15 protein-coding genes and 1 pseudogene are annotated in these 20,647 nt (G+C 71.8%); 13 read left to right on the top strand and 3 right to left on the bottom strand.

Translation table 11 applies throughout. The annotated features are described in order from the left end of the window. Nucleotides 1–134: 134 nt before the first annotated feature. Nucleotides 135–2,210 (bottom strand): SpoIIE family protein phosphatase, encoded by a 2,076-nt coding sequence (locus SCWH03_RS19605; protein WP_173265580.1) that lies wholly within the window; start codon nt 2,208–2,210, stop codon nt 135–137. A 275-nt stretch (nt 2,211–2,485) separates the two neighbouring features. On the opposite strand from SCWH03_RS19605, the gene SCWH03_RS19600 reads away from it, so the two are divergent. From SCWH03_RS19600 to SCWH03_RS19560, 9 genes and pseudogenes are all read left to right on the top strand, one after another. Beyond that, the gene (locus tag SCWH03_RS19600; protein WP_173265579.1) at nt 2,486–2,899 is read left to right on the top strand and encodes a cell division protein SepF; all 414 of its coding nucleotides are present in this window, start codon (nt 2,486–2,488) and stop codon (nt 2,897–2,899) included. 28 nt (nt 2,900–2,927) lie between these two features. Then, nucleotides 2,928–3,299, top strand: a complete 372-nt coding sequence (locus tag SCWH03_RS19595) for a nucleotide pyrophosphohydrolase (RefSeq protein ID WP_173265578.1) — start codon at nt 2,928–2,930, stop codon at nt 3,297–3,299. A 125-nt stretch (nt 3,300–3,424) separates the two neighbouring features. After that, nucleotides 3,425–3,982, top strand: coding sequence for a DUF6099 family protein (locus SCWH03_RS19590; protein ID WP_254076869.1), 558 nt, complete (start codon nt 3,425–3,427; stop codon nt 3,980–3,982). A 318-nt stretch (nt 3,983–4,300) separates the two neighbouring features. Next, nucleotides 4,301–5,224 (top strand): LLM class F420-dependent oxidoreductase, encoded by a 924-nt coding sequence (locus SCWH03_RS19585; protein WP_173265577.1) that lies wholly within the window; start codon nt 4,301–4,303, stop codon nt 5,222–5,224. 112 nt (nt 5,225–5,336) lie between these two features. Continuing rightward, a pseudogene (gene mmuM / locus SCWH03_RS19580) lies at nt 5,337–6,227 on the top strand (homocysteine S-methyltransferase); the annotation flags it as partial. A gap of 255 nt (nt 6,228–6,482) precedes the next feature. Further along, the gene (locus SCWH03_RS19575) at nt 6,483–7,733 is read left to right on the top strand and encodes an arginine deiminase (RefSeq protein ID WP_173265576.1); all 1,251 of its coding nucleotides are present in this window, start codon (nt 6,483–6,485) and stop codon (nt 7,731–7,733) included. A 92-nt stretch (nt 7,734–7,825) separates the two neighbouring features. Further along, nucleotides 7,826–8,863, top strand: a complete 1,038-nt coding sequence (gene argF, locus SCWH03_RS19570; protein ID WP_173265575.1) for an ornithine carbamoyltransferase — start codon at nt 7,826–7,828, stop codon at nt 8,861–8,863. A gap of 251 nt (nt 8,864–9,114) precedes the next feature. Continuing rightward, nucleotides 9,115–9,942 (top strand): enoyl-CoA hydratase family protein, encoded by an 828-nt coding sequence (locus SCWH03_RS19565; RefSeq protein WP_173265574.1) that lies wholly within the window; start codon nt 9,115–9,117, stop codon nt 9,940–9,942. Continuing rightward, entirely contained in the window at nt 9,939–12,515 is a 2,577-nt protein-coding gene (locus SCWH03_RS19560; protein WP_254076868.1) for a bifunctional salicylyl-CoA 5-hydroxylase/oxidoreductase, read from the top strand. The genes SCWH03_RS19565 and SCWH03_RS19560 overlap by 4 nt, the downstream gene beginning before the upstream one ends. A gap of 161 nt (nt 12,516–12,676) precedes the next feature. Here the strand turns inward: SCWH03_RS19560 and SCWH03_RS19555 are convergent, their stop codons facing one another. Both SCWH03_RS19555 and SCWH03_RS19550 read right to left on the bottom strand, forming a co-directional pair. Beyond that, entirely contained in the window at nt 12,677–13,492 is an 816-nt protein-coding gene (locus SCWH03_RS19555) for a PaaX family transcriptional regulator (protein WP_173265573.1), read from the bottom strand. 277 nt (nt 13,493–13,769) lie between these two features. Then, complete coding sequence (locus SCWH03_RS19550) at nt 13,770–15,407, bottom strand: AMP-binding protein (protein WP_173265572.1); 1,638 nt, start codon at nt 15,405–15,407, stop codon at nt 13,770–13,772. A 163-nt stretch (nt 15,408–15,570) separates the two neighbouring features. Between SCWH03_RS19550 and SCWH03_RS19545 the strand changes: the two genes are divergently transcribed. From SCWH03_RS19545 to SCWH03_RS19530, 4 genes are all read left to right on the top strand, one after another. Then, nucleotides 15,571–16,719, top strand: coding sequence for an acyl-CoA dehydrogenase family protein (locus SCWH03_RS19545; protein WP_173265571.1), 1,149 nt, complete (start codon nt 15,571–15,573; stop codon nt 16,717–16,719). Then, nucleotides 16,716–17,114 (top strand): RidA family protein, encoded by a 399-nt coding sequence (locus SCWH03_RS19540; protein ID WP_173265570.1) that lies wholly within the window; start codon nt 16,716–16,718, stop codon nt 17,112–17,114. Before SCWH03_RS19545 ends, SCWH03_RS19540 begins: the two co-directional genes overlap by 4 nt. Before the next feature lie 780 nt (nt 17,115–17,894). Next, entirely contained in the window at nt 17,895–18,317 is a 423-nt protein-coding gene (locus tag SCWH03_RS19535) for a hypothetical protein (protein WP_173265569.1), read from the top strand. 46 nt (nt 18,318–18,363) lie between these two features. Then, the gene (locus SCWH03_RS19530) at nt 18,364–20,628 is read left to right on the top strand and encodes a DUF6571 family protein (RefSeq protein WP_173265568.1); all 2,265 of its coding nucleotides are present in this window, start codon (nt 18,364–18,366) and stop codon (nt 20,626–20,628) included. Nucleotides 20,629–20,647 lie beyond the last annotated feature (19 nt).

The raw sequence follows: 20,647 nt of genomic DNA, 5'->3' as shown, positions 1-20,647 counted from the left end.
AGGCCGCCCTGCCTGGCCCGCAACCCGCCGCCCACACCAAGAACCGACCGGAAGGAACACGATCACGACGACGACCCCCGTCGACAGCTGTGCCCCTCCCGCCCAGCCCGAACGCGCCGCGGACGTCGGCGAGCTCACTCCCGCACGCGTGCGATGAGCAGCGCCACGTCGTCCTCCACCGTGCCCCGCCGCAGGGAGCCCAGCAGGCGGTCGCAGGTCTCCTCCAGTCCCACGGCCGGCCCCGCCGTCAGCGTGAGCAGCACATGCAGCCGGGCGTCGATGTCCTGGTCGCGGGTCTCCACCAGGCCGTCGGTGTAGAGCACGAGCGTGTCCCCCGGGCTCAGGGCGAAGTCGACCGAGCGGAACTCCACCCCGCCGACACCCAGCGGCACCCCGGTCGGCAGGTCGAGCAGCACGGGCGCCTCACCGGGCCGCATCAGCACCGGCGGCAGATGCCCGGCCGTGGAGACGCACACCCTGCCCCGGTGCGGGTCGTACAGCGCGTACAGGCATGTCGCGATGTACGGCTCCAGCCCGGCGGTGATCGAGTCCAGGTGCCGCAGCACCTCCTCGGGGCCGAGGCCCAGGGAGGCGAGGGTCTGGGTGGCGGTCCGCAGCCGCCCCATAGCCGTTGCCGCGTTGATCCCGCTGCCCATCACATCGCCCACCACCAGCGCGGTCTCGCCGCCGCCGAGGGGGAGGATGTCGAACCAGTCGCCGCCGACCTCGCTGACCGCTCCCGCGGGCTGGTACCGGGAGGCCACCTCCAGCCCGACCAGGCTCGGCGGATGCCGCGGCAGCAGACTGCGCTGGAGGGCCAGCGCGGTGTCGCGCTGCTGCTGGTACCAGCGGGCGTTGTCGATGCACACCGCCGCCCGGCTCGCCAGTTCCCCGGCCATCAGCACGTCGTCGGAGTCGAACGGCATCGGGTTGCGGAAACGCTTGAGGTCGAGCGCACCCAGCACCTCCCCCCGGGCGATCAGCGGCACGGCCAGGTATGAGTGCACCCCTGCCGCGGCCAGCAGCACCGACGCGGTCGCGTCCCGCCCGATCCGCGGCAGGTCCTCGCTCGCCACGTGCGGCACCACGATCGGCTCGCCCGTCCGTACGCACCGGGTGACCAGCCGGTCGGCGTCGTAGCGGGTGAGCTCGCCCGGCGGGTCGGCCGCCCGCACCGCGACGGTCGGGTGCGCCGCCGACACGGCGAGTGCGCGGAACAGCGCCGTGCCGTCGGCCGGCACCGCCTCACGCCGTCCCTCGACCGCCGAGTCCAGCACGTCCACCGCGGCGATGTCGGCGAGCTCCGGCACCGCCACGTCGGCCAGTTCCCGGGCTGTCTGCCACAGGTCCAGGGTGGTGCCGATCCGCATCGACGCGTCGGCGACCAGGGCGAGCCGGTGCCGCGCCCGCTCCGCCTCCCTGGCGGCCTGGTGACGGTCCGTCACATCCACCACGGACACCGCGACGCCGAGGACGCGGCCGCCGGGGTCCTCCAGCCGGTACAGGGACACCGACCAGGCGTGCTCGGTGTCCTGGTCGAACGGCGTACGCCCCAGCACCTGGCGGTCCACCACGGGTGTGCCGGTCTCCAGCACCCGGAGCACGGCGGTCTCGAGGCGGGCGGCGTCCAGGAACGGCAGGGTCTCGCTCACCCGGCGCCGCGCATGCTGCTCCGCCGGAAGCCCGCTGACGGCCGCAAGCGCCGGGTTGACCGTCACACAACGCAGATCGGGGTCGAGCACGGCGAGGCCGATCGGCGACTGGTCCACCAGCCGCACCGACAGCGCCAGGTCCCGCTCCACCTGGCGCAGGGTCTCCTGGCTGGTGGACAGCCCCAGGGCGTAGAAGCCGCCCTCCCGGTCCTGGAGCCGCATATTGCGGAACTCCAGCATCCGGACCGCGCCGCCCTTGTGCCTGACCGGGAACACCCCGGCCCAGTTCTCCCCGCTCTCCATCACGGTGGAGAACAGATCGAGGACGGTCACGAAGTGCTCCTGCGCGACCAGCAGCCGCAGGGCGTGCTGCCCCAGCGCCTCCTGAGCGGTGTAGCCCAGGAGTTCCTCGGCCTGACGGCTCCACAGGGTGATCCGCCCCTCCGCGTCCAGCACCACCGGCGCCAGGCCGAGCACGTCGAGCAGCCCGCCGGGTGGGGCGGGGCCGGCCTCCGTGCCCGGTACCAGGTCACCGGGGAACGCTTCGGTGCCACCCATCCGCAGCCGCTCCTCCCGACACCGTCACAGGGCTTGTGCACAGGTCATGCCCGCCCCGCCGGAAACCTGGGCGCTCGCGCTCTCCATCGTCCCCCCGCGCCCCGATCCGTGCAGCCGCACGGCGCCGGCGCCGCACGGCCCTGTCCCTCAGGCGCCCACCCGGTTCGCGCCGCACGGCCGGCTCCCCCGGGACCGGGCGCCGCTCTCCCCGGGCCGGGTGCGACTCGCCCGTGTCGCTGTTGGGCCGAACGGGTGAGGGGCGCGAAGATGGTTGCATGAGCAGGTATGAGAGGTTCGACGTCACCGACGAGCAGTGGGAGGGCCTGGCCCAGGTCGTGCCGCTGCGGGGCCGCGACGAGTGGCCGTCACGCGTGGATCACCACACGATCCCCCGGGACGGCCTCGCCGCGTCCGCCGCCGAGGCGGAGCAGCGGCGGATGGTCGTGCTGCGCGTGCAGGTCTTCGCCGACGCCCGCGAGGTCGCCGAGTACCTCGTCGCCCGGGTTCCGGTGCTGCTCGACCTCACGAGCGCGGACGCCGAAGTCGCCAAGCGCATCCTCGACTTCAGCAGCGGGGTGGTCTTCGGGCTCGGCTGCGGGATGCACCGTGTGGACCGCAACGTGTTCCTGCTGGCGCCCGTCGGCACGGAGGTCGACGGCCTCGCGGCGACCGCCGTCCCCCATGCGTAGGAAGCGCCTTCGGAGGCAGCCCGGTGCCGTGGCGGAACCGGACGTGCGGGCGCTGCAGCGCAGACTGGCGGAGTTCGCCGCGGCGCGGAAGTGGCAGCGGTACCACACACCGAAGAACCTCGCCGTGGCCTTGACGGTCGAGGCGGCCGAACTCGTGGAGATCTTCCAGTGGCTGACGCCCGAGGAGTCGGCGCGGGTGATGGACGACCCGCACCAGGCGCAGCGGGTGGCCGACGAGGTCGCGGATGTGCTCGCGTATCTGCTCCAGTTCTGCGAGGTGGCCGGGGTCGACGTGCTCCGGGCGCTCTCGGACAAGATCGACCGCAACGAGCTCCGCTTCCCGCCCGCTGAACGTGCGTCCGACGTCCCTTCAGCGCCCGATCGTCACTCTCCGGAGTGACTGATCTTTCCCCAAGCGGCCACCTGTCCACAGATTTCCGAATTCCCCTGGCTTTTCGTCTGGAGCTCATTCACTCTGGGTAGTGACTCAGTGAGCAGAAAGTCGTACGAACGGGGGCGGCGTCCATGGATGCGGAACGACTCGTGGCGATCGGCAGGCGCGCACTCGCGGAGTGCCGCGTGGCGTTCGACATCGTGGCGGAGGCCTGGCAGGCACAGGCCCTCGCCCAGGCGATCGGAGGCCGGCTCGCGGTGAGCGGGCCCCTGGAGCTGAGAGGCGAGGCGCGCGGGCTGAGCGAGGCGAGTGGCCGGGCCGGCATACTCGCAGAGCCGGCCGCGCTGCGCTTCGGTGGCCCGAGAGCCATGCAGCTCACGGAAGTGGGCAATCCCTGGCGGTCGTTGGACGCGCTGGGGGCCTTGCTCGGCGAGGTCGGTATCGCGCTCGTCGGCGTCGCCTGTGCCACAGACGAGGAAGGCCTCTACTGGCAGTGCATCGAGGCGATCGATGCCGCGGACGAGTCCAGCGACCACGTCCGCGTCATGCTCCACCGCCTCACCCTGTGCGAGCGCGACCGGGAGCGCCGAAGAGACTGCGAACGGCGGTGGGAAGCCGGTGAGGTCTTCGGCCGTGAGAGCACCGCCCGCAGCCCGGACGCGGCGGAGTGGACGGCGAGCCCTCCCTGAGCAGGAGGAACGCGGCTCACTCCGCCGAAGGGCCGCCGTGCCGCGTGCAGGGGCGGCGTACCCGCTCCGCCGGCCCTCCACTCCCCACGGGGCTGGGGCCCGTGTGCGGCCCGGTCCCTCGTCTGCTCCATCGCGCTCCGCGGCCGCGACGTGTGACCGCGCACGCAGCGACCGGTGGGGCGGAGCCCGTACCCGGCGCGGTGGGTTGAGCGGTCAACCACGGTGCGGTGGGTTGAGCGGTCAACCACGGTGCGGTGGGTTGAGCCGTCAACCACGGCGCGGTGGGTTGAGCCGTCAACCACGGTGCAGGATGGAGGAATGGACCTTCGCATCTTCACCGAACCCCAGCAGGGCGCCACCTACGACACCCTGCTCACCGTGGCCAGAGCCACCGAGGACCTCGGCTTCGACGCCTTCTTCCGCTCGGACCACTACCTCAGCATGGGGCCGGGGGACGGCCTGCCCGGTCCCACCGACGCCTGGATCACGCTGGCCGGGCTCGCCCGCGAGACCCAGCGGATCAGGCTCGGCACACTGATGACGGCCGGCACCTTCCGGCTGCCGGGTGTGCTCGCCATCCAGGTCGCACAGGTCGATCAGATGTCCGGCGGCCGAATCGAGCTCGGACTCGGCGCGGGCTGGTTCGAGGAGGAGCACCGGGCCTACGGCATCCCCTTCCCCGAGGAGAGGCTCGCCCGCCTGGAGGAGCAACTCGCGATCCTCACGGGCCTGTGGGGCACGGAAACCGGCAAGACCTTCAGCCATGACGGGCGGTACTACCGGCTGCAGGACTCCCCGGCGCTGCCCAAGCCCGCCCAGCGAAGGCTTCCGGTACTCATCGGCGGTCATGGCGCCACCCGCACCCCGCGGCTGGCGGCGCGCTACGCCGACGAGTTCAACATCCCCTTCGCCTCACCGGAGGACACGGAGCGCCAGTTCGGCCGTGTCCGCGCGGCCGCCGAGGCGGTCGGGCGTCCGTCTGGCGACCTCGTGTACTCCAACGCGCTCGTGGTCTGTGTGGGCAGGGACGACGCGGAGGTCTCCCGCCGCGCCGCCGCCATCGGCCGCGAGGTCGGCGAGCTGAAGTCCCACGGCCTGGCCGGCTCGCCCGCCGAGGTCGTCGACAAGCTCGGCCGGTACGCCGCCGCGGGCTCCTCCCGCGTTTACCTCCAGGTCCTCGACCTGCACGACCTCGACCATCTGGAACTCATCTCCTCGCAGGTGAAGTCCCAGCTGGAGTGAACCCGCCCACCGTTTCGGACGCCGTCCACCGTTCCGCGCACAGCCCACTCCGGACGCCGTCCACCGTTCCGCGCACAGCCCACCGTTCCGGACACCGTCAACGGAGCCGCCAGTGAAGCCCGCCCGGAGTCTCGCCGCAGCCCTCGCCGAAGAGGGCCCGCTCGTCCTCGACGGCGGGCTGTCCAACCAACTGGAGGCACAGGGCTGCGACCTTTCCGACGACCTCTGGTCGGCACGGCTGCTCGCCGACGGGCCCGAGCAGATCGAGGCCGCGCACACGGCGTATGTGCGGGTCGGCGCCCAGGTGCTCATCAGCTCCAGCTACCAGGCGACCTACGAGGGATTCGCCCGGCACGGCGCACGCCGGGGCGAGGCGTCCGCGCTCCTGGCCCGCAGCGTGGCGCTGGCGCGCGCGGCCGCGGAGCGGGTGGCGCGGGAGGTGTGGGTGGCCGCTTCGGTGGGGCCGTACGGCGCGATGCTCGCTGACGGCAGCGAGTACCGGGGCCGTTACGGCCTGGCGGTGCGGGAACTGGAGGCCTTTCACCGGCCCCGGATCGAGGCCCTCGTCCGGGCCGGCCCGGACGTCCTCGCCCTGGAGACCGTGCCGGACACCGACGAGGCCGCGGCCCTGCTGCGTGCCACGGCGGACACCGGTGTGCCGGTGTGGCTCTCCTACACGATCGAGGGTGGACGCACCCGCGCGGGCCAGGACCTCGGGGCGGCCTTCGCTCTGGCCGCGGGCCACGGCCATGTCATCGCCGTCGGCGTCAACTGCTGCGAACCCGCCGACGCGGACCGGGCCGTGGCGATCGCCGCACGCGAGACCGGCAGACCGGTGGTGGTCTATCCCAACAGCGGGCAGCGTGCGGACGCCGGCACCCGCAGCTGGTCCGGAGGCATCACCTTCGACCCGGGGCGGCTGCCGGACTGGGCCGCCGCCGGGGCCCGCCTCGTGGGGGGATGCTGCGGTGTCGGACCGGACCGCATCGCCGCCCTCGCCGCCCTCGCCCGCACCTCACACCACTTACCCGGGCCCGGGCCCGGGCGCCGCCCTGCCGACGATCGCCGCGCGGTGTCCCCGGCCGTACCGCAGGAGGCCTCGGGCAGCATCTGCCGCGACCTCTCGGCTGCCCGCCGGTCCGGTGGCCCCGGGCGGGCTCTCGCGGCGCCGCCGAGCGGCCGCGCGATGGCGGACGCGCTCCCGGGCGGTCCGGGGGTTCGCGGAGTGAAGTGACTCCCGGGCGGCCAGGATGGGGGCATGGGATTCCATGTCGACTCCGAGACCGGGCGCCTGCGCCGGGTCATCCTGCACCGGCCGGATCTGGAGCTGAAGAGGCTCACACCGAGCAACAAGGACGCGTTGCTCTTCGACGATCTGCTCTGGGTCCGGCGCGCCCGCCAGGAGCACGACGGCTTCGCCGACGTGCTGCGCGACCGGGGTGCCGCCGTCCATCTCTTCGGCGATCTCCTGCGGGAGGCGCTGGAGGTCCCCGCGGCCCGCGAACTCGTCCTGGACCGGGTCTTCGACGAGAAGGAGTACGGCCCGCTCGCCACGGACCATCTGCGCGCCGCCTTCGACGAGATGGACACCGGGGCGCTCACCGAGGCGCTCATCGGCGGTGTGACGAAACGGGAGTTCCTCGCCGGCCACTCCGAGCCGTCCTCCGTCCGCTTCCACGTCATGGAACTCGACGACTTCCTGCTCGGCCCCCTGCCCAACCACATCTTCACCCGCGACACCTCCGCCTGGATCTACGACGGCGTCTCCATCAACGCCATGCGCTGGCCCGCCCGCCGGCGCGAGACCGTGCACTTCGAGGCGATCTACAAGCACCACCCGCAGTTCACCGGCCCCGAGGCGGGGGAGTTCCACCACTGGTCCGAGGGCCAGGACGACTACCCCTCCACCATCGAGGGCGGTGACGTCCTCGTCATCGGCAACGGAGCGGTGCTCATCGGCATGAGCGAGCGCACCACCCCCCAGGCCGTGGAGATGCTCGCCCGGGGACTGTTCGCCGCGGGCTCCGCCCGGACGATCGTCGCGCTCGACCTGCCCAAGCGCCGGGCGTTCATGCACCTGGACACGGTGATGACGATGGTGGACCACGACACATTCACCCAGTACGCGGGGCTGGGCATGCTGCGCTCGTACACGATCGAGCCGGCGGCGGGTGACCGCGCCGTCTCCCTGCGGGTCACGGACCATCCACCGGAGCACATGCACCGTGCGATCGCGGCGGCCCTCGGGCTCAAGGACATCCGGGTGCTCACCCCGACGCAGGACGTGCACTCGGCGGAACGGGAGCAGTGGGACGACGGCTGCAACGTCCTCGCCGTCGAACCCGGCGTCGTCGTCGCGTACGACCGCAATGTGACGACCAACACCCATCTGCGCAAGCAGGGGATCGAGGTGATAGAGATCCCGGGAAGCGAACTCGGCCGTGGCCGGGGTGGTCCGCGCTGTATGAGCTGTCCGGTCGAGCGGGACGCCGTCCGCCCGGCCACCTGACGCCCACCCGCATCCACCCCCACTGTCGTATAGTAATACAGAGGTACGTATATACTTCCGGTGTCCCGTCAGCGATCCAGGAGCAGCCGACCATGGCGACACAACTCGAAGGCCGCCACTTCCTCAAGGAGCTCGACTTCACCGCCGAGGAGTTCCGCGGCCTTCTCGACCTGGCCGCGGAACTCAAGTCCGCCAAACGGGCCGGTACCGAGGAGCAGCGCCTGCGCGGCAAGAACATCGCCCTGATCTTCGAGAAGACCTCCACCCGTACCCGCTGCGCCTTCGAGGTCGCCGCCGCCGACCAGGGCGCGTCGACGACGTACCTGGACCCGGCAGCCTCCCAGCTGGGGCACAAGGAGTCGGTCAAGGACACCGCGCGGGTACTCGGCCGCATGTTCGACGGTATCCAGTACCGGGGGGAGAGCCAGGCGGCCGTCGAGGCGCTCGCCGCGTATGCGGGGGTGCCGGTGTTCAACGGGCTCACCGACGACTGGCACCCCACCCAGATGCTCGCCGACGTCCTCACCATGACGGAACACACCGACAAGCCGCTCACCGCGACCGCCCTGGCCTACCTCGGCGACGCCCGCTTCAACATGGGCAACTCCTATCTCGTCACCGGCGCACTGCTCGGCATGGACGTGCGGATCGTCGCCCCCAGGGACTACCGGCCCGCCGATGCCGTCGTCGCCGCGGCTCGCGAGGCCGCGGAGGCGAGCGGGGCGACGATCACCCTCACCGACGACATCGCCCGGGGCGTCGAGGGTGCGGACTTCGTCGCCACCGACGTCTGGGTCTCCATGGGGGAGCCGAAGGAGGTCTGGGACGAGCGCATCGCGGCCCTCGCCCCCTACACGGTGACCATGGACGTCCTGCATGCCACGGGCAACCCGGACGTCAAGTTCCTGCACTGCCTGCCCGCCTTCCACGACCTCGGCACCCTCATCGGCCGCGAACTCCACGAGCGGCACGGCCTGACCGCGCTCGAGGTCACCGACGAGGTGTTCGAGTCCGCCCACTCGGTCGTGTTCGACGAGGCGGAGAACCGTATGCACACGATCAAGGCCGTGCTCGTGGCGACCATGGCCGGGGCCGGACAGCCGCGCCGGGCACAGCCGCGCCGCGGATAGCGGATAGCGCAGGGACGGGGCAGGACACGGGACGCAGGGGGCGGCGCAAGCGTCTGCGCCGCCCCCTGCGTCCCGTGTCCTGCCGGGCGCTGCCGGTGCCGCCTCGCCCCGCTCGTGCCGGCGCCTTGCCGCGCCGGGGTGCCTCCCGTGCCCTATCGCGTGCTCGTGACGGAAGTCACGGACGAGTGATAAATTCGGGTGGCAGGCAGACGTGGGACGAGACGCGCCCCACCGAAGGAGGCCACCCGTCCATGAGCCCCTTTCCCAGCTCCGCACCCCGCACAGAGCAGTGGCACCACATCCGCCTGACCAGGCACGAAGGCGTTGCCACCGTCACCCTCGACCGCCCCGGAAAACTCAACGCGCTCACCTTCGGGGCCTACGCCGACCTGCGCGATCTGCTCGCGGAACTCTCCAGGGAACGCTCCGTGCGCGCCCTGGTGCTCGCCGGCGAGGGCCGCGGCTTCTGCTCGGGCGGCGACGTCGACGACATCATCGGCGCCACCCTCGCCATGGACACCGCCCAGCTCCTCGACTTCAACCGGATGACCGGCCAGGTCGTACGCGCCCTGCGCGAATGCCCCTTCCCCGTGATCGCCGCCGTCCACGGCGTCGCCGCCGGAGCAGGGGCGGTGATCGCGCTCGCCGCCGACTTCCGCGTCGCCGACCCCACCGCCCGCTTCTCCTTCCTCTTCACCAAAGTGGGGCTCTCCGGCGGGGACATGGGCGCCGCCTATCTGCTGCCGCGTGTCGTCGGCCTCGGCCACGCCACCAGGCTGCTCATGCTCGGCGAACCCGTCGGCGCCACCGAGGCCGAACGCATCGGGCTGGTCAGCCAACTCACCGGGGAAGGCCAGGCCGGCAAGGCCGCCGCGGACCTCGCCCGCCGCCTCGCCGACGGACCCGCTCTCGCACACGCCCAGACCAAGGCCCTGCTCACCGCGGAACTCGATATGCCGCTCGCCGCCTCCGTCGAACTCGACGCCGCCACCCAGGCACTGCTGATGAACGGCGAGGACTACGCGGAGTTCCACACCGCCTTCACCGAGAAGCGCCCTCCGCACTGGCGGGGACGATGACCCCGCCGCCCACCCCGGACACCCCGCCCCGCACCGTCCAGGCCGGAACCGGCCGGCCTCCTGCCGTCCAGGCCGGAACCGCTCCGCCCGCCGTCCCGCCCGCCGTCCCGCCCGGTGGCGGCACCAGCGCTCCCGGAGTGCCGCCGTCCGCTTCACCGGGCGCCCGGGACGCGCCGCGCGCCGCCCCGCCGCGCGCCACCCCGCTCCCCGGTACGCCACCTCGCCGGAGCACCCCGCTGAGTATCGCCGTCATCGGCGGCGGCCCCGGCGGCCTCTACGCCGCCGTACTCCTCAAACGCCTCGACCCCGCGCGTGACATCACGGTCTGGGAGCGCAACGCCCCCGACGACACCTTCGGCTTCGGCGTCGTCCTCTCCGACGAGACCCTCGGCGGCATCGAGCACGCCGACCCCGCCGTCCACCGCGCACTCCAGCGCGCCTTCGTCCGCTGGGACGACATCGACATCGTCCGCGGCGGCCGCACCCTCACCTCCGGCGGACACGGGTTCGCCGCGCTCGGGCGCCGTACGCTGCTGAGCGTCCTCCACCGCCGCTGCGAGGAGCTGGGCATACGCCTCCACTTCCGCACCCCGGCCCCCACCGCGGCCGAACTCGCCGGCCGTCACGACCTCGTCATCGCCGCCGACGGCGTCAACAGCGCCACCCGCACCGCGCACGCCGGCGCTTTCCGCCCCCGCATCACCTCCCACCGCTGCCGCTACATCTGGCTCGCCGCCGACTTCGCCTTCGACGCCTTCCGCTTCGAGATCGCCGAGACCGCACACGGTGTGATGCAACTCCACGGCTATCCCTTCGAGCGGCCCGCACCCGGCCCCCGCCCACCGGCCGGACACCCCGGTGAGCCGGGCCCGGCCGGCGCCTCCACCGTCATCGTCGAAATGCGCGAGGAGGTCTGGCGCGCCGCCGGACTCGACGCCTGCGACGAGCGGCAGTCCGCGGAACGCTGCGCCGAGATCTTCGCCGAAGCCCTCGGCGGCCGCCCCCTGCGGGGGAACAACTCCTCCTGGACCGCCTTCCGCACCGTCGTCAACGAGCACTGGTCCCACGGCAGCACCGTCCTCCTCGGCGACGCCGCGCACACCGCCCACTTCTCCATCGGCTCCGGCACCAAACTCGCCGTCGAGGACGCCCTCGCCCTCGCCGCCTGCATCGAGGAACACCCCACTCTTCCCGAGGCCCTCACCGCCTACGAGGCCGAACGCCGCCCCGTCGTCGAATCCACCCAGCGCGCGGCCGCCGCCAGCCTCCGCTGGTTCGAGGACATCCACACCTACCTCGGCCAACCGCCCCGCCAGTTCGCCTTCAACCTCCTCACCCGCAGCCGACGCGTCACCCACGACAACCTCAGGCTGCGCGACCCCGCCTTCACCCGCGCGGTCGAGGACGACTTCGGCTGCCCGCCGGGCACCCCGCCCATGTTCACGCCCCTGCGGCTGCGCGGGCTGACCCTGCGCAACCGCGTCGTCGTCTCACCCATGGACATGTACTCCGCCACCGACGGCAGCCCCGGCGACTTCCACCTCGTGCACCTCGGCGCCCGCGCCCTCGGCGGAGCCGGACTCGTGATGACCGAGATGGTCTGCGTCAGCGCCCAGGGCCGGATCACCCCCGGCTGCACCGGCCTCTACACCGACACCCACACCACCGCGTGGCGCCGCGTCACCGACTTCGTCCACAGCCAGGCCCCCGGCACCGCCGTCGGCGTCCAGCTCGGCCACTCCGGCCGCAAGGGATCCACCCGTCCCATGTGGGAAGGCATCGACCAGCCCCTGACCGAAGGCAACTGGCCCCTCGTCGCCGCCTCACCCCTGCCGTACCGGCCCGGCGTCAACCAGACACCCCACCAGCTGGACCGCGCCGGACTCGTCCTCGTCCGCGAGCAGTTCGCCGCCGCCGCCCGCCGGGCCGCCGACAGCGGGTTCGACCTCCTCGAACTCCACTGCGCCCACGGCTACCTCCTCTCCGGCTTCCTCTCCCCCCTCACCAACCAGCGCACCGACGCCTACGGGGGCAGCCTCGCCAACCGCCTCCGCTACCCCCTCGAAGTCTTCGACACCGTCCGGGCCGTCTGGCCCGCCGACCGGCCCCTGACCGTCCGGATCTCCGCCACCGACTGGGCCGCAGGCGGGACGACGGCCGACGACGCCGTCGAGATCGCCCGCGCCTTCGCCGCCCGCGGCGCGGACGCCATCGACGTCTCCACCGGCCAGGTCGTCCCCGACGAACGCCCCGAGTACGGCCGCTCCTACCAGACCCCCTACGCCGACCGCATCCGCAACGCCCTCCGCGTCCCCGTGATCGCCGTGGGCGCCATCTCCTCCTGGGACGACGTCAACTCCCTCCTCCTCGCCGGCCGCACCGACCTGTGCGCCCTCGCCAGACCCCACCTCTACGACCCGCACTGGACACTCCACGCGGCCGCCGAGCAGGACTACGAGGGCGCCGCAGCACCCTGGCCCGCGCCTTACCGCGCCGGCAGCCGCACACCGCCCACCGGCCGCACCGACGCCCCCAAACCGCGCCTCACCCTGAGCGGGACAACCCCCCGGTAGTCCGGTACCTCCGCAGACCCGTCGCCGCCTGGCCCTCCCCGCCGTCGGGGAGACGCCGCGCGGCCCCGCGGTCCCCTCGCCGCGCCCCACCGCGCCCCACCGCCCCCAGCCGCACCCGCCGCACCCGAGCGCCCTTCCCGCCGCACGGGACCTGCCGCGGCTCACACGGCGTCCGCCCTGACGTACTGCGCCCCGGCGTCCCGCAGCCGCCGGTGCAGCCCGGAGAACACGGCCGCGGAACGCCCGCCCGGCCAGTCCGCGGGCAGCAGCTCAGCGGGCAGTCCCGGATCCGCGTACGGCAGCCGCCGCCACGAGTCCAGGGCCGGCAGGTAGTCCCGGTAGGCCTCCCGGGCGGGCGTCGTCCCGCGCGCCACCCACGCACGCAGCACCGGGCCGTGCACATCCAGGAACTCCTCGTGCTGTTCGGCCACCCCCGCCAGGTCCCACCAGCGCCCCACCGCCTCGGCCGTCGCAGCGAACCCCAGATGCTCGCCCCGGAACAGGTCCACGTAGGGATCCAGTTGCAGCCGCCGCAGCGTGTGGCGCGTCTCCTCGTAGAAGCGCGCCGGGGCGATCCACACCCCCGGCGCCGCCGTCCCGAAACCCAGCCGGCCCAGATGCGACCGCAGCAGATGCCGCTTGTGCCGCTCCGCCTCCGGCACCGAGAACACCGCGAGCACCCATCCGTCCGACAGCAGCGCCGTGCGGCGGCCGAAGATCCGCTCGTCGCCGTCGTCCAGCAACTGCCGGGCATCGGCCGACAGGGCGTAGCCCGCGGCCCCGGTGGCGGTCCGCCGCGCGACGAGCAGCCCCCGCCGCTTCAGGCGCGACACCGAGGAACGCACCGAAGGGGCGTCCACCCCCAGCACACCCAGCAGCCGGATCAGTTCGGCCACCGCGAACGGCCCCGACGTCTCGCGTCCGTACGCGCCGTACAGGGTGACGATCAGGGAACGGGGAGTGTGCTGTTCGGCCACGTGATCACTCTAAGGTCTGTCCCCGTCGTCCCCGGTGGGCAGCGTGCGGCGCCGGAGGCGGCGCAACGCGGGGCGGAGGGCGTCCCCATGCCGACCGCATCCGGGATACCGGGCCTGCGCGGGATACCGGGCGCATCCGGAATACTCGGTGCATCCGGAGTGCCTGGTGCATTCGGGGCGCCCGGTGTACGCGGCGCACCGGCCCACTCGGGCGCTCCGGGGACGCTGCGGGGTGCGGTATCCGTCATCGCACCCCTCGGGCTCCACGGCACGCCCCTCAGGCGCCCCGCAACCGGAACCGCTGCAGCTTCCCCGTCGGAGTGCGCGGCAGCGCGTCCACGAAGACGATCGCCCGTGGGCACTTGTACGGCACCAGGCGCGTCTTCACGAACTCCCGCAGCGCCTCGGCGGCCGACTCGTCCCGCTCCGCACCGTCCCGCGGCACCACGTACGCCGCCACGATCTGGCCCCGCAGCTCGTCGGTACGGCCCACCACCGCGGCCTCCACCACGTCCGGATGCGCCATCAGGGCGTCCTCCACCTCCGGGCCCGCGACGTTGTAACCCGCTGAAACGATCATGTCGTCGGCGCGGGCCACATAGCGGAACCACCCGTCCGGTTCCCGTACATAGGTGTCGCCGGTGAGGTTCCAGCCGTCTCGTACATACCCTTCCTGCCGGGGATCGGACAGATAGCGGCAGCCCACCGGCCCCCGCACCGCGAGCAGCCCCGGCTCGCCGTCCGGCACCGGCTCCCCGGAGACGCCGTCCACCACCCGGGCCTCCCAGCCCGGGACCGGGACACCCGTCGTGCCGGGCCGGATGTCCCCGTCCGCCGCGGAGATGAAGATGTGCAGCAGTTCGGTCGCCCCGATGCCGTTGATGATCCGCAGCCCCGTGCGCTCCCGCCATGCCTGCCAGGTCGCGGCCGGCAGGTTCTCCCCGGCCGACACACAGCGCCGCAGCGAGGAGACGTCATGGCCGTCGACACCGTCCAGCATCACCCGGTACGCCGTCGGCGCGGTGAACAGCACCGACACCCGGTGCTCCGCGATCGCCGGCAGCAGCCGCCCCGGCCCCGCCTGCTCAAGCAGCAGCGCCGACGCCCCGGCCCGCAGCGGGAACACCACCAGACCGCCCAGGCCGAAGGTGAAGCCGAGCGGTGGGCTGCCCGCGAACACATCGTCCGGCGTGGGCCGCAGCACTCGCGCGGAGAACGTGTCGGCCACCGCCAGCACGTCCCGGTGGAAGTGCATGCACCCCTTCGGGGGGCCCGTCGTCCCGCTCGTGAACGCGATCAGCGCCACATCGTCCGCCGCGGTCTCCACCGCCCGGTACACATCCGGGGCGCGGGCCGACCGCCGCAGCAGATCGCCGGGCCCGTCCCCGCCGAACGCCGCGACCCGCAGCCCGGGCACCTCCGCCTTCACCAGGTCGTCCAGGGAGCGGCTGTCGCACAGCGCGTGTGTGACCCGTGCGAGGTCGCACATGACCGCCAGCTCCCGGGCGCGGTGCTGGGCGAGGACCGTGACCGCCACGCCGCCCGCCTTCATCACCGCCAGCCAGCACGCGGCCAGCCAGGGGGTCGTCGGGCCGCGCAGCAGCACCCGGTTCCCGGGAACCAGCCCCAGTTCGCCGGTCAGCACATGCGCGATCCGGTCGACCCGCTCCCGCAGTTGCTCGTACGTCCAGACGGCGCCCGTTCCGTCGCGCAGGGCGGCACGGCCGCCCCCGTGGCGGGCGATCGTGGTGTCGAGCAGCTCGGCGCCGCAGTTGAGCCGTGGTGGATACCGCAGCTCCGGCAGCTCGAACAGCAGCTTTGGCCACTGCCCGGGCGGCGGCAGACGGTCCCGCGTGAACGTGTCGTGATGAGCCGAAGGCGTCAGCTCCGGACCGGCCGAGGATGTCAGCGCCATTCCGCCCCCTGGTCGTGGTGGGGTCGCGCAGCAGTCGTGGTGGGGTGCGCAACGAGCGTAGCGTGATGGTGACGACAGTCAACGGTTCGCGATAACCTTGCTTCGGGGGCTGCCGCGCGGCGCCGCCCGCCCCGTACTCAGGCCGCAGGAAGTGGGAAACCGGATGCCCGCATTCTCGCTCGAACCGGCACAGACCGCCTGGTGTGCCGAACTGCGCAGCCTCGCCGCCCGGCGACTGCGCCCCCTCGCGGAGAAGGGCGAACCCGGCCGCGTCAACCGCCCGCTCCTCAGCGCGCTCGGCGAACTCGGCCTCCTGGAAAAGCTCTTCACCGCCGGAGCACTCGACCTCTGCCTGATGCGCGAATCCCTCGCCCACGGCTGCACCGAAGCCGAGACCGCCCTCGCCCTCCAGGGACTCGGGGCCCACCCGCTGCACCGCTCGGGCACCGAAGCCCAGCGCGACCGCTGGCTCCCCGGCGTCATCACCGGCCGCACCGTCGCCGCCTTCGCCCTCAGCGAGCCCGGCGCCGGCTCCGACGCCGCCGCGCTCACCCTTCACGCCGCCCCCGCCCCCGCGGCCGACGGCCCCGGCTGGCGGCTCACCGGCGAGAAGCTCTGGATCTCCAACGCCCCCGAGGCGGACTTCTGCACCGTCTTCGCCCGCACGGGCGAAGCGCCAGGAGCCCGCGGGATCACCGCCTTCCTCGTCCCCGCCGACCGCCCGGGCCTCACCGGCCGGCCGCTCGACATGCTTTCCCCCCACCCGATCGGCGCCCTCAGCTTCGACGGCGTACCCGTCACTCCCGACGACGTACTCGGCCGGCCCGGCGCCGGCTTCCGCGTGGCCATGGACACCCTCAACCTCTTCCGGCCCAGCGTCGGCGCCTTCGCCGTCGGCATGGCTCAGGCCGCCCTCGACGCCACCCTCGACCACACCGCACGGCGCCACGCCTTCGGCGGACCTCTCAAGGACCTCCAGGCCGTCTCCCACCAGACGGCCGAGATGGCCACCCGCACCGAGGCGGCCAGGCTGCTCGTCCACGCCGCGGCCTGCGCCTACGACGCCGGGGCTCCCGACGTGCCGCGCCGGTCCGCCATGGCGAAGCTGTTCGCGACCGAGACCGCCCAGTACGTCGTCGACGCGGCGGTACAACTCCACGGCGCCCGCGCACTGCAGCGCGGCCATCTGCTCGAGCACCTCTACCGGGAAGTGCGCGCCCCCCGCATCTACGAGGGCGCCAGCGAGGTCCAGCGCGGCATCATCGCCAAGGAACTGTACGCCGGCATCCGCACCGAGGAGACCACCCGATGAGCCTCGAACGCATCAACCCGCCCGGGCTGTCACCCGCCGGCGGCTTCTCCCACGCGGTCGCCGCCACCGGCTCCCGCCTGGTCTTCCTGGCCGGACAGACCGCACTCGACACCGCGGGCAAGGTCGTCGGCGACGGCCTCGTCGAGCAGTTCGAGACCGCCCTGTCCAATCTGCTCGCCGCGCTCACCGCGGCCGGCGGCACCCCCCACGACCTCGCCCGCGTCACCGTGTACGCCACCGATGTCGCCGACTACCGCCGCCGCACCGCCGAACTCGGCCGCGTCTGGCACCGGCTCGCCGGCCGCGACTACCCCGCCATGGCGGTCATCGGCGCCGTACGCCTCTGGGACGAGGAGGCCCTCGTCGAACTCGACGGGATCGCCGTACTGCCCTGACCACGGCCCGGGCGCACCGCACGGCGGCGCCGGCCCCCGGGCGAGTCCCTCGCCCTTCCCCGGGTCCGCGGTCCGCGGTCTCCGCCCGTACCCGGCAGTGCCCCGTCTGCCCGTCACCGCGGTGACGGGCAGACGGGGCACCTCGGGCCCCGGCCGGGGCCCGAACCCCCTCAGATATCGCGGAACTCCTCTGCGGCCTCTCCGACCTGCTTAAACGAACCTTCTGAAGATCATCTTGCATAAACGCTGCACACGCCGACCAGTGCGGGTGTCAGGCCGCCCTCGCGTAGGCGCTCCGGACTGTGCCTGGGGCCGGCCGCCTGGACCGATCTACTTGAGCGCTACACCCGCTACCGCGCCGACCACCCGCCAGTCGTCATCCCGGCCGTCACCGGGGCGGGAATACCGGGGCCAGCCTGCTCTCCGCCTCCGACCACCTGCTCGCCACCGTCCTCACCAAGCGCTGGTCCCTGCAGCAGGCCACCCTGGCCACCCTGCTCGGCGTCTCCAAGGCGAGGATCGGCAGGGCCGTCCGCGAAACCACCCCCGACCTCGACGCACTCGGCCACACCGTCACCGCCGGAGCGATCAAGGTGACCGCCCCCGACCAGCTCGCAGCCATCGCTGGACACAGCCCATCCCCGCCCTGAACACCCCCACAAAATCCAGAAGTTATCTATCGGCAGCTCCCTGATCAAGGCAACCTCGATGACGGGTGATTCACCCGGTTGGCTATAGTGACCACTGGCCGGAGGGGAACAGCTAATCGGGGCGAAGAACATGGCTTGGGACGAATGGGGCCGGATCAAAGCCGAATCGGGTGCACAGTTGCAACTGAACCAGCTGGCGCCCGCAGGTGGAGGCGGGGGTGCCGCCGACCTCGCCTCGACGCCTGCGCAGAAGAAGGCGGCGGCCAACGCCATCGAGAAGCATCTCGAGCCCGATACGAAGAAGGCCGGTGACACAGCCGAGGAGAGCACGGGCGCCACGGTGACGGAGTTCAGCGGCAAGGACGGGGAGGGCTGGGACACCTCGCCGGCGCTGAAGAAGGCGCACCAGGCATGGGAGAGGCAGGTCAAAGCGCTGATGGGCCGACTAGGCTCGGAGAAGAGCGCTCTGCGTAACACCTCGATTCTGCTCCAGAACACCGATGTTGGTGTTGGCCTGCAGACCCGGCAGTCATCCGCGCTCGACGGACTCTGAGCTCGCTGCGATCCAATCCGCCCGCGCACCGGCTCCAGGGGAAAGCATGCCGACGTACCACGAAGTGATGACCACCGACCTGTCCAAACTCACCACTGCTGCCACTAAGTGGGACGACATGGCAGGCGAGTTCAGGAAGCTCGAGACGCAGTATGCAAGGGACGTCCACGGGATCTCCTTGGGCCAGAACTGGCAGGGCTTGAGCGCGGACGCCGCGAACGTCCGGTTCACCGTGACGCTCAACGAGTACGAGGCCGCTCAGAAGGAAGCGAAGGCCATTGCCTCGCTTCTGCGCGACGCGCACACTCAGTTCGTCGACCTGCGCAGCAAGGTGCAAAGCGTCCGTGACGATGCGGTCAAGGCCGGGATGGCCGTCTCCGCGCAGGGCCGCGTCTCCTTCGACACATCGCGGCTCAGCGACAGCGAACGCAGCGCCTACGTCCATGACCCCAGCTACCAGGAGTCCGTCCGTGCTGCGGTGGGTTCGTGGAACGCGGCGATCGCGAGGGCGGTCAAAGCAGTCGCCGACGCCGACGACGGTGTCCGGATTGCCCTGGAGGCGGTCGTGGTCGACAGCAATCCGCTTGATGGCACCCTCGACGGCTTCAACGCTGGCGCGAAGAGCGATGTCGAACTGTACGAGGCGGATCGGGCGGAGGACATCGCCATCCGGATCAACGGTGGCGAAAAGGTCTCGGCCGCGGACCTGGCACAGCTGCAACGGTCTTTCCGTGACAACTCCTCCCGGCCCGAGTTCACCCAGACGTTCCTGAACGGGATGGGCGCGGAGAACACGCTGAAGTTGACGAACCGGCTGAACGATCTCGCCTATCACGATGACAAGAAGCAGCGGCAGACCTACCTCGGTCTGGAGAAGGGGCTGGCGAAGTCCCTGGCGAACGCCATGCAGGACCCGAAGTCGCAGTTCTACACGGACTTCCGGGAGCAGCTGAAGCAGGCCGGTACGGAGAAGTTCGACCTCAAGGAGGCCGGCGCGCGCTCGAACGTGATCAGCCGTGGCCACGGCCAGCAGGTGCGCGGGTACCAGAGCCTGGTCACGCTCATGCAGCAGGGCGATGGCTACTCCGCTTCCTTCCTGCACGACCTGGCCAACGACATCCGCACGGCCGAGGACAAGAAGGGTTACGGTGACCCCGGCGTCTGGGACCTGCAGGGTGATTTCAGCGGCAAGGACGGAGGGTGGTTCGCCAACGATCCGCTCGACGGGGTGCTCAGCATCATGGCCAGGGACCCTGATGCCGCCACCTCATACCTCGACCCCGGTCCGGACGGAAAGAACGACAACCTGCAGTACCTACTGGAGGAACGCGACTGGAACCTCGTCGACACCCCGGAGTGGCACGGCAACATCGAGACTCACTCCGACCGCGAGAGCGAGGAGCGGGACGTCCGCACAGGTCTCGGTCTGATCCTGGAGTCGTCGACCACGGGTCATCCGCCTCTCGGACCGAACCAGGACCCCTGGCCCGTGACCCCGCATAGCGAGGGGCAGGCCCGCATCATGCACGACGTGATCAGCGGCCTCGGCCCCGATCAGAAGGTGCACGAGAACATGCGAGAACCTCTCTCCCGTGCCCTCGCCTCGTACACCGAGGACACCCATCAGATCCTTGGCGGAATGGGCAGCAGCCAGTACGTCACCGCCGCGACGGGCGACGGCTTCTTCCGAGACGGCGACAAGGTCCACATGGCAGCTAGCCAGAAGGACCTGGCGCAGTTCATGCGCGGCCTCTCCGACGATCCGGAGGCGTACGCAACGCTGCACAAGGCCGAGTCCCGCTACATCAGCCTGGAGATGGAGAAGATCCCCAAGGGCGCCGACGGCTTCACCCAGAGCAACCCCCTCAGCAACGCGGGAGCCACCCTGGGCGCCTACAGCGCCATCCGTGAAGACGTGATCAACGATGAGCGCATGTCCGCCTACAGTGCGGCGGACTGGAAATCGAAGATGGCATACCACGTCGTCGGCGGGGCCGTGACTCCTCTGTACTTCACCACCGCGGGAGGGGTCTCCATCGCCTTCGGCGACTCGATCCAGCGCGGGGTCGACACCTGGGCCTGGGTCATGGGCAACAACCTGAAGGCCGAAGCGGACACCACAGCCAACGCGGGTATCGCCGACCACTACCTCGGCGCCAACAACCAGATGAACCTCATCGTCGACTCGTGGGCCGACGGTCGGCAGGACATCGATGCCGACGAAAAGGCAGGGCTCAAGAGTGCGATCCTCAACGGTCATGACCGGGGGACGAACACCACACAGAAGTACCTGACCGACACCACCAACTGACCCGGCAACCCAGGAAGTC

It is taken from the genome of Streptomyces pacificus, from assembly GCF_011766325.1.
Classification (GTDB): Bacteria; Actinomycetota; Actinomycetes; order Streptomycetales; family Streptomycetaceae; genus Streptomyces; species Streptomyces pacificus.
This window is presented reverse-complemented; position numbering and strand designations above follow the sequence as displayed.

Bases quoted from the DNA above. Each gene is read 5' to 3' on its own strand.
- SCWH03_RS19605 (WP_173265580.1), bottom strand. From the start codon at position 2,210: ATGGGTGGCACCGAAGCGTTCCCCGGTGACCTGGTACCGGGCACGGAG.
- SCWH03_RS19600 (WP_173265579.1), top strand. From the start codon at position 2,486: ATGAGCAGGTATGAGAGGTTCGACGTCACCGACGAGCAGTGGGAGGGC.
- SCWH03_RS19590 (WP_254076869.1), top strand. From the start codon at position 3,425: ATGGATGCGGAACGACTCGTGGCGATCGGCAGGCGCGCACTCGCGGAG.
- SCWH03_RS19585 (WP_173265577.1), top strand. From the start codon at position 4,301: ATGGACCTTCGCATCTTCACCGAACCCCAGCAGGGCGCCACCTACGAC.
- SCWH03_RS19575 (WP_173265576.1), top strand. From the start codon at position 6,483: ATGGGATTCCATGTCGACTCCGAGACCGGGCGCCTGCGCCGGGTCATC.
- argF (WP_173265575.1), top strand. From the start codon at position 7,826: ATGGCGACACAACTCGAAGGCCGCCACTTCCTCAAGGAGCTCGACTTC.
- SCWH03_RS19565 (WP_173265574.1), top strand. From the start codon at position 9,115: ATGAGCCCCTTTCCCAGCTCCGCACCCCGCACAGAGCAGTGGCACCAC.
- SCWH03_RS19560 (WP_254076868.1), top strand. From the start codon at position 9,939: ATGACCCCGCCGCCCACCCCGGACACCCCGCCCCGCACCGTCCAGGCC.
- SCWH03_RS19550 (WP_173265572.1), bottom strand. From the start codon at position 15,407: ATGGCGCTGACATCCTCGGCCGGTCCGGAGCTGACGCCTTCGGCTCAT.
- SCWH03_RS19545 (WP_173265571.1), top strand. From the start codon at position 15,571: ATGCCCGCATTCTCGCTCGAACCGGCACAGACCGCCTGGTGTGCCGAA.
- SCWH03_RS19540 (WP_173265570.1), top strand. From the start codon at position 16,716: ATGAGCCTCGAACGCATCAACCCGCCCGGGCTGTCACCCGCCGGCGGC.
- SCWH03_RS19535 (WP_173265569.1), top strand. From the start codon at position 17,895: ATGGCTTGGGACGAATGGGGCCGGATCAAAGCCGAATCGGGTGCACAG.
- SCWH03_RS19530 (WP_173265568.1), top strand. From the start codon at position 18,364: ATGCCGACGTACCACGAAGTGATGACCACCGACCTGTCCAAACTCACC.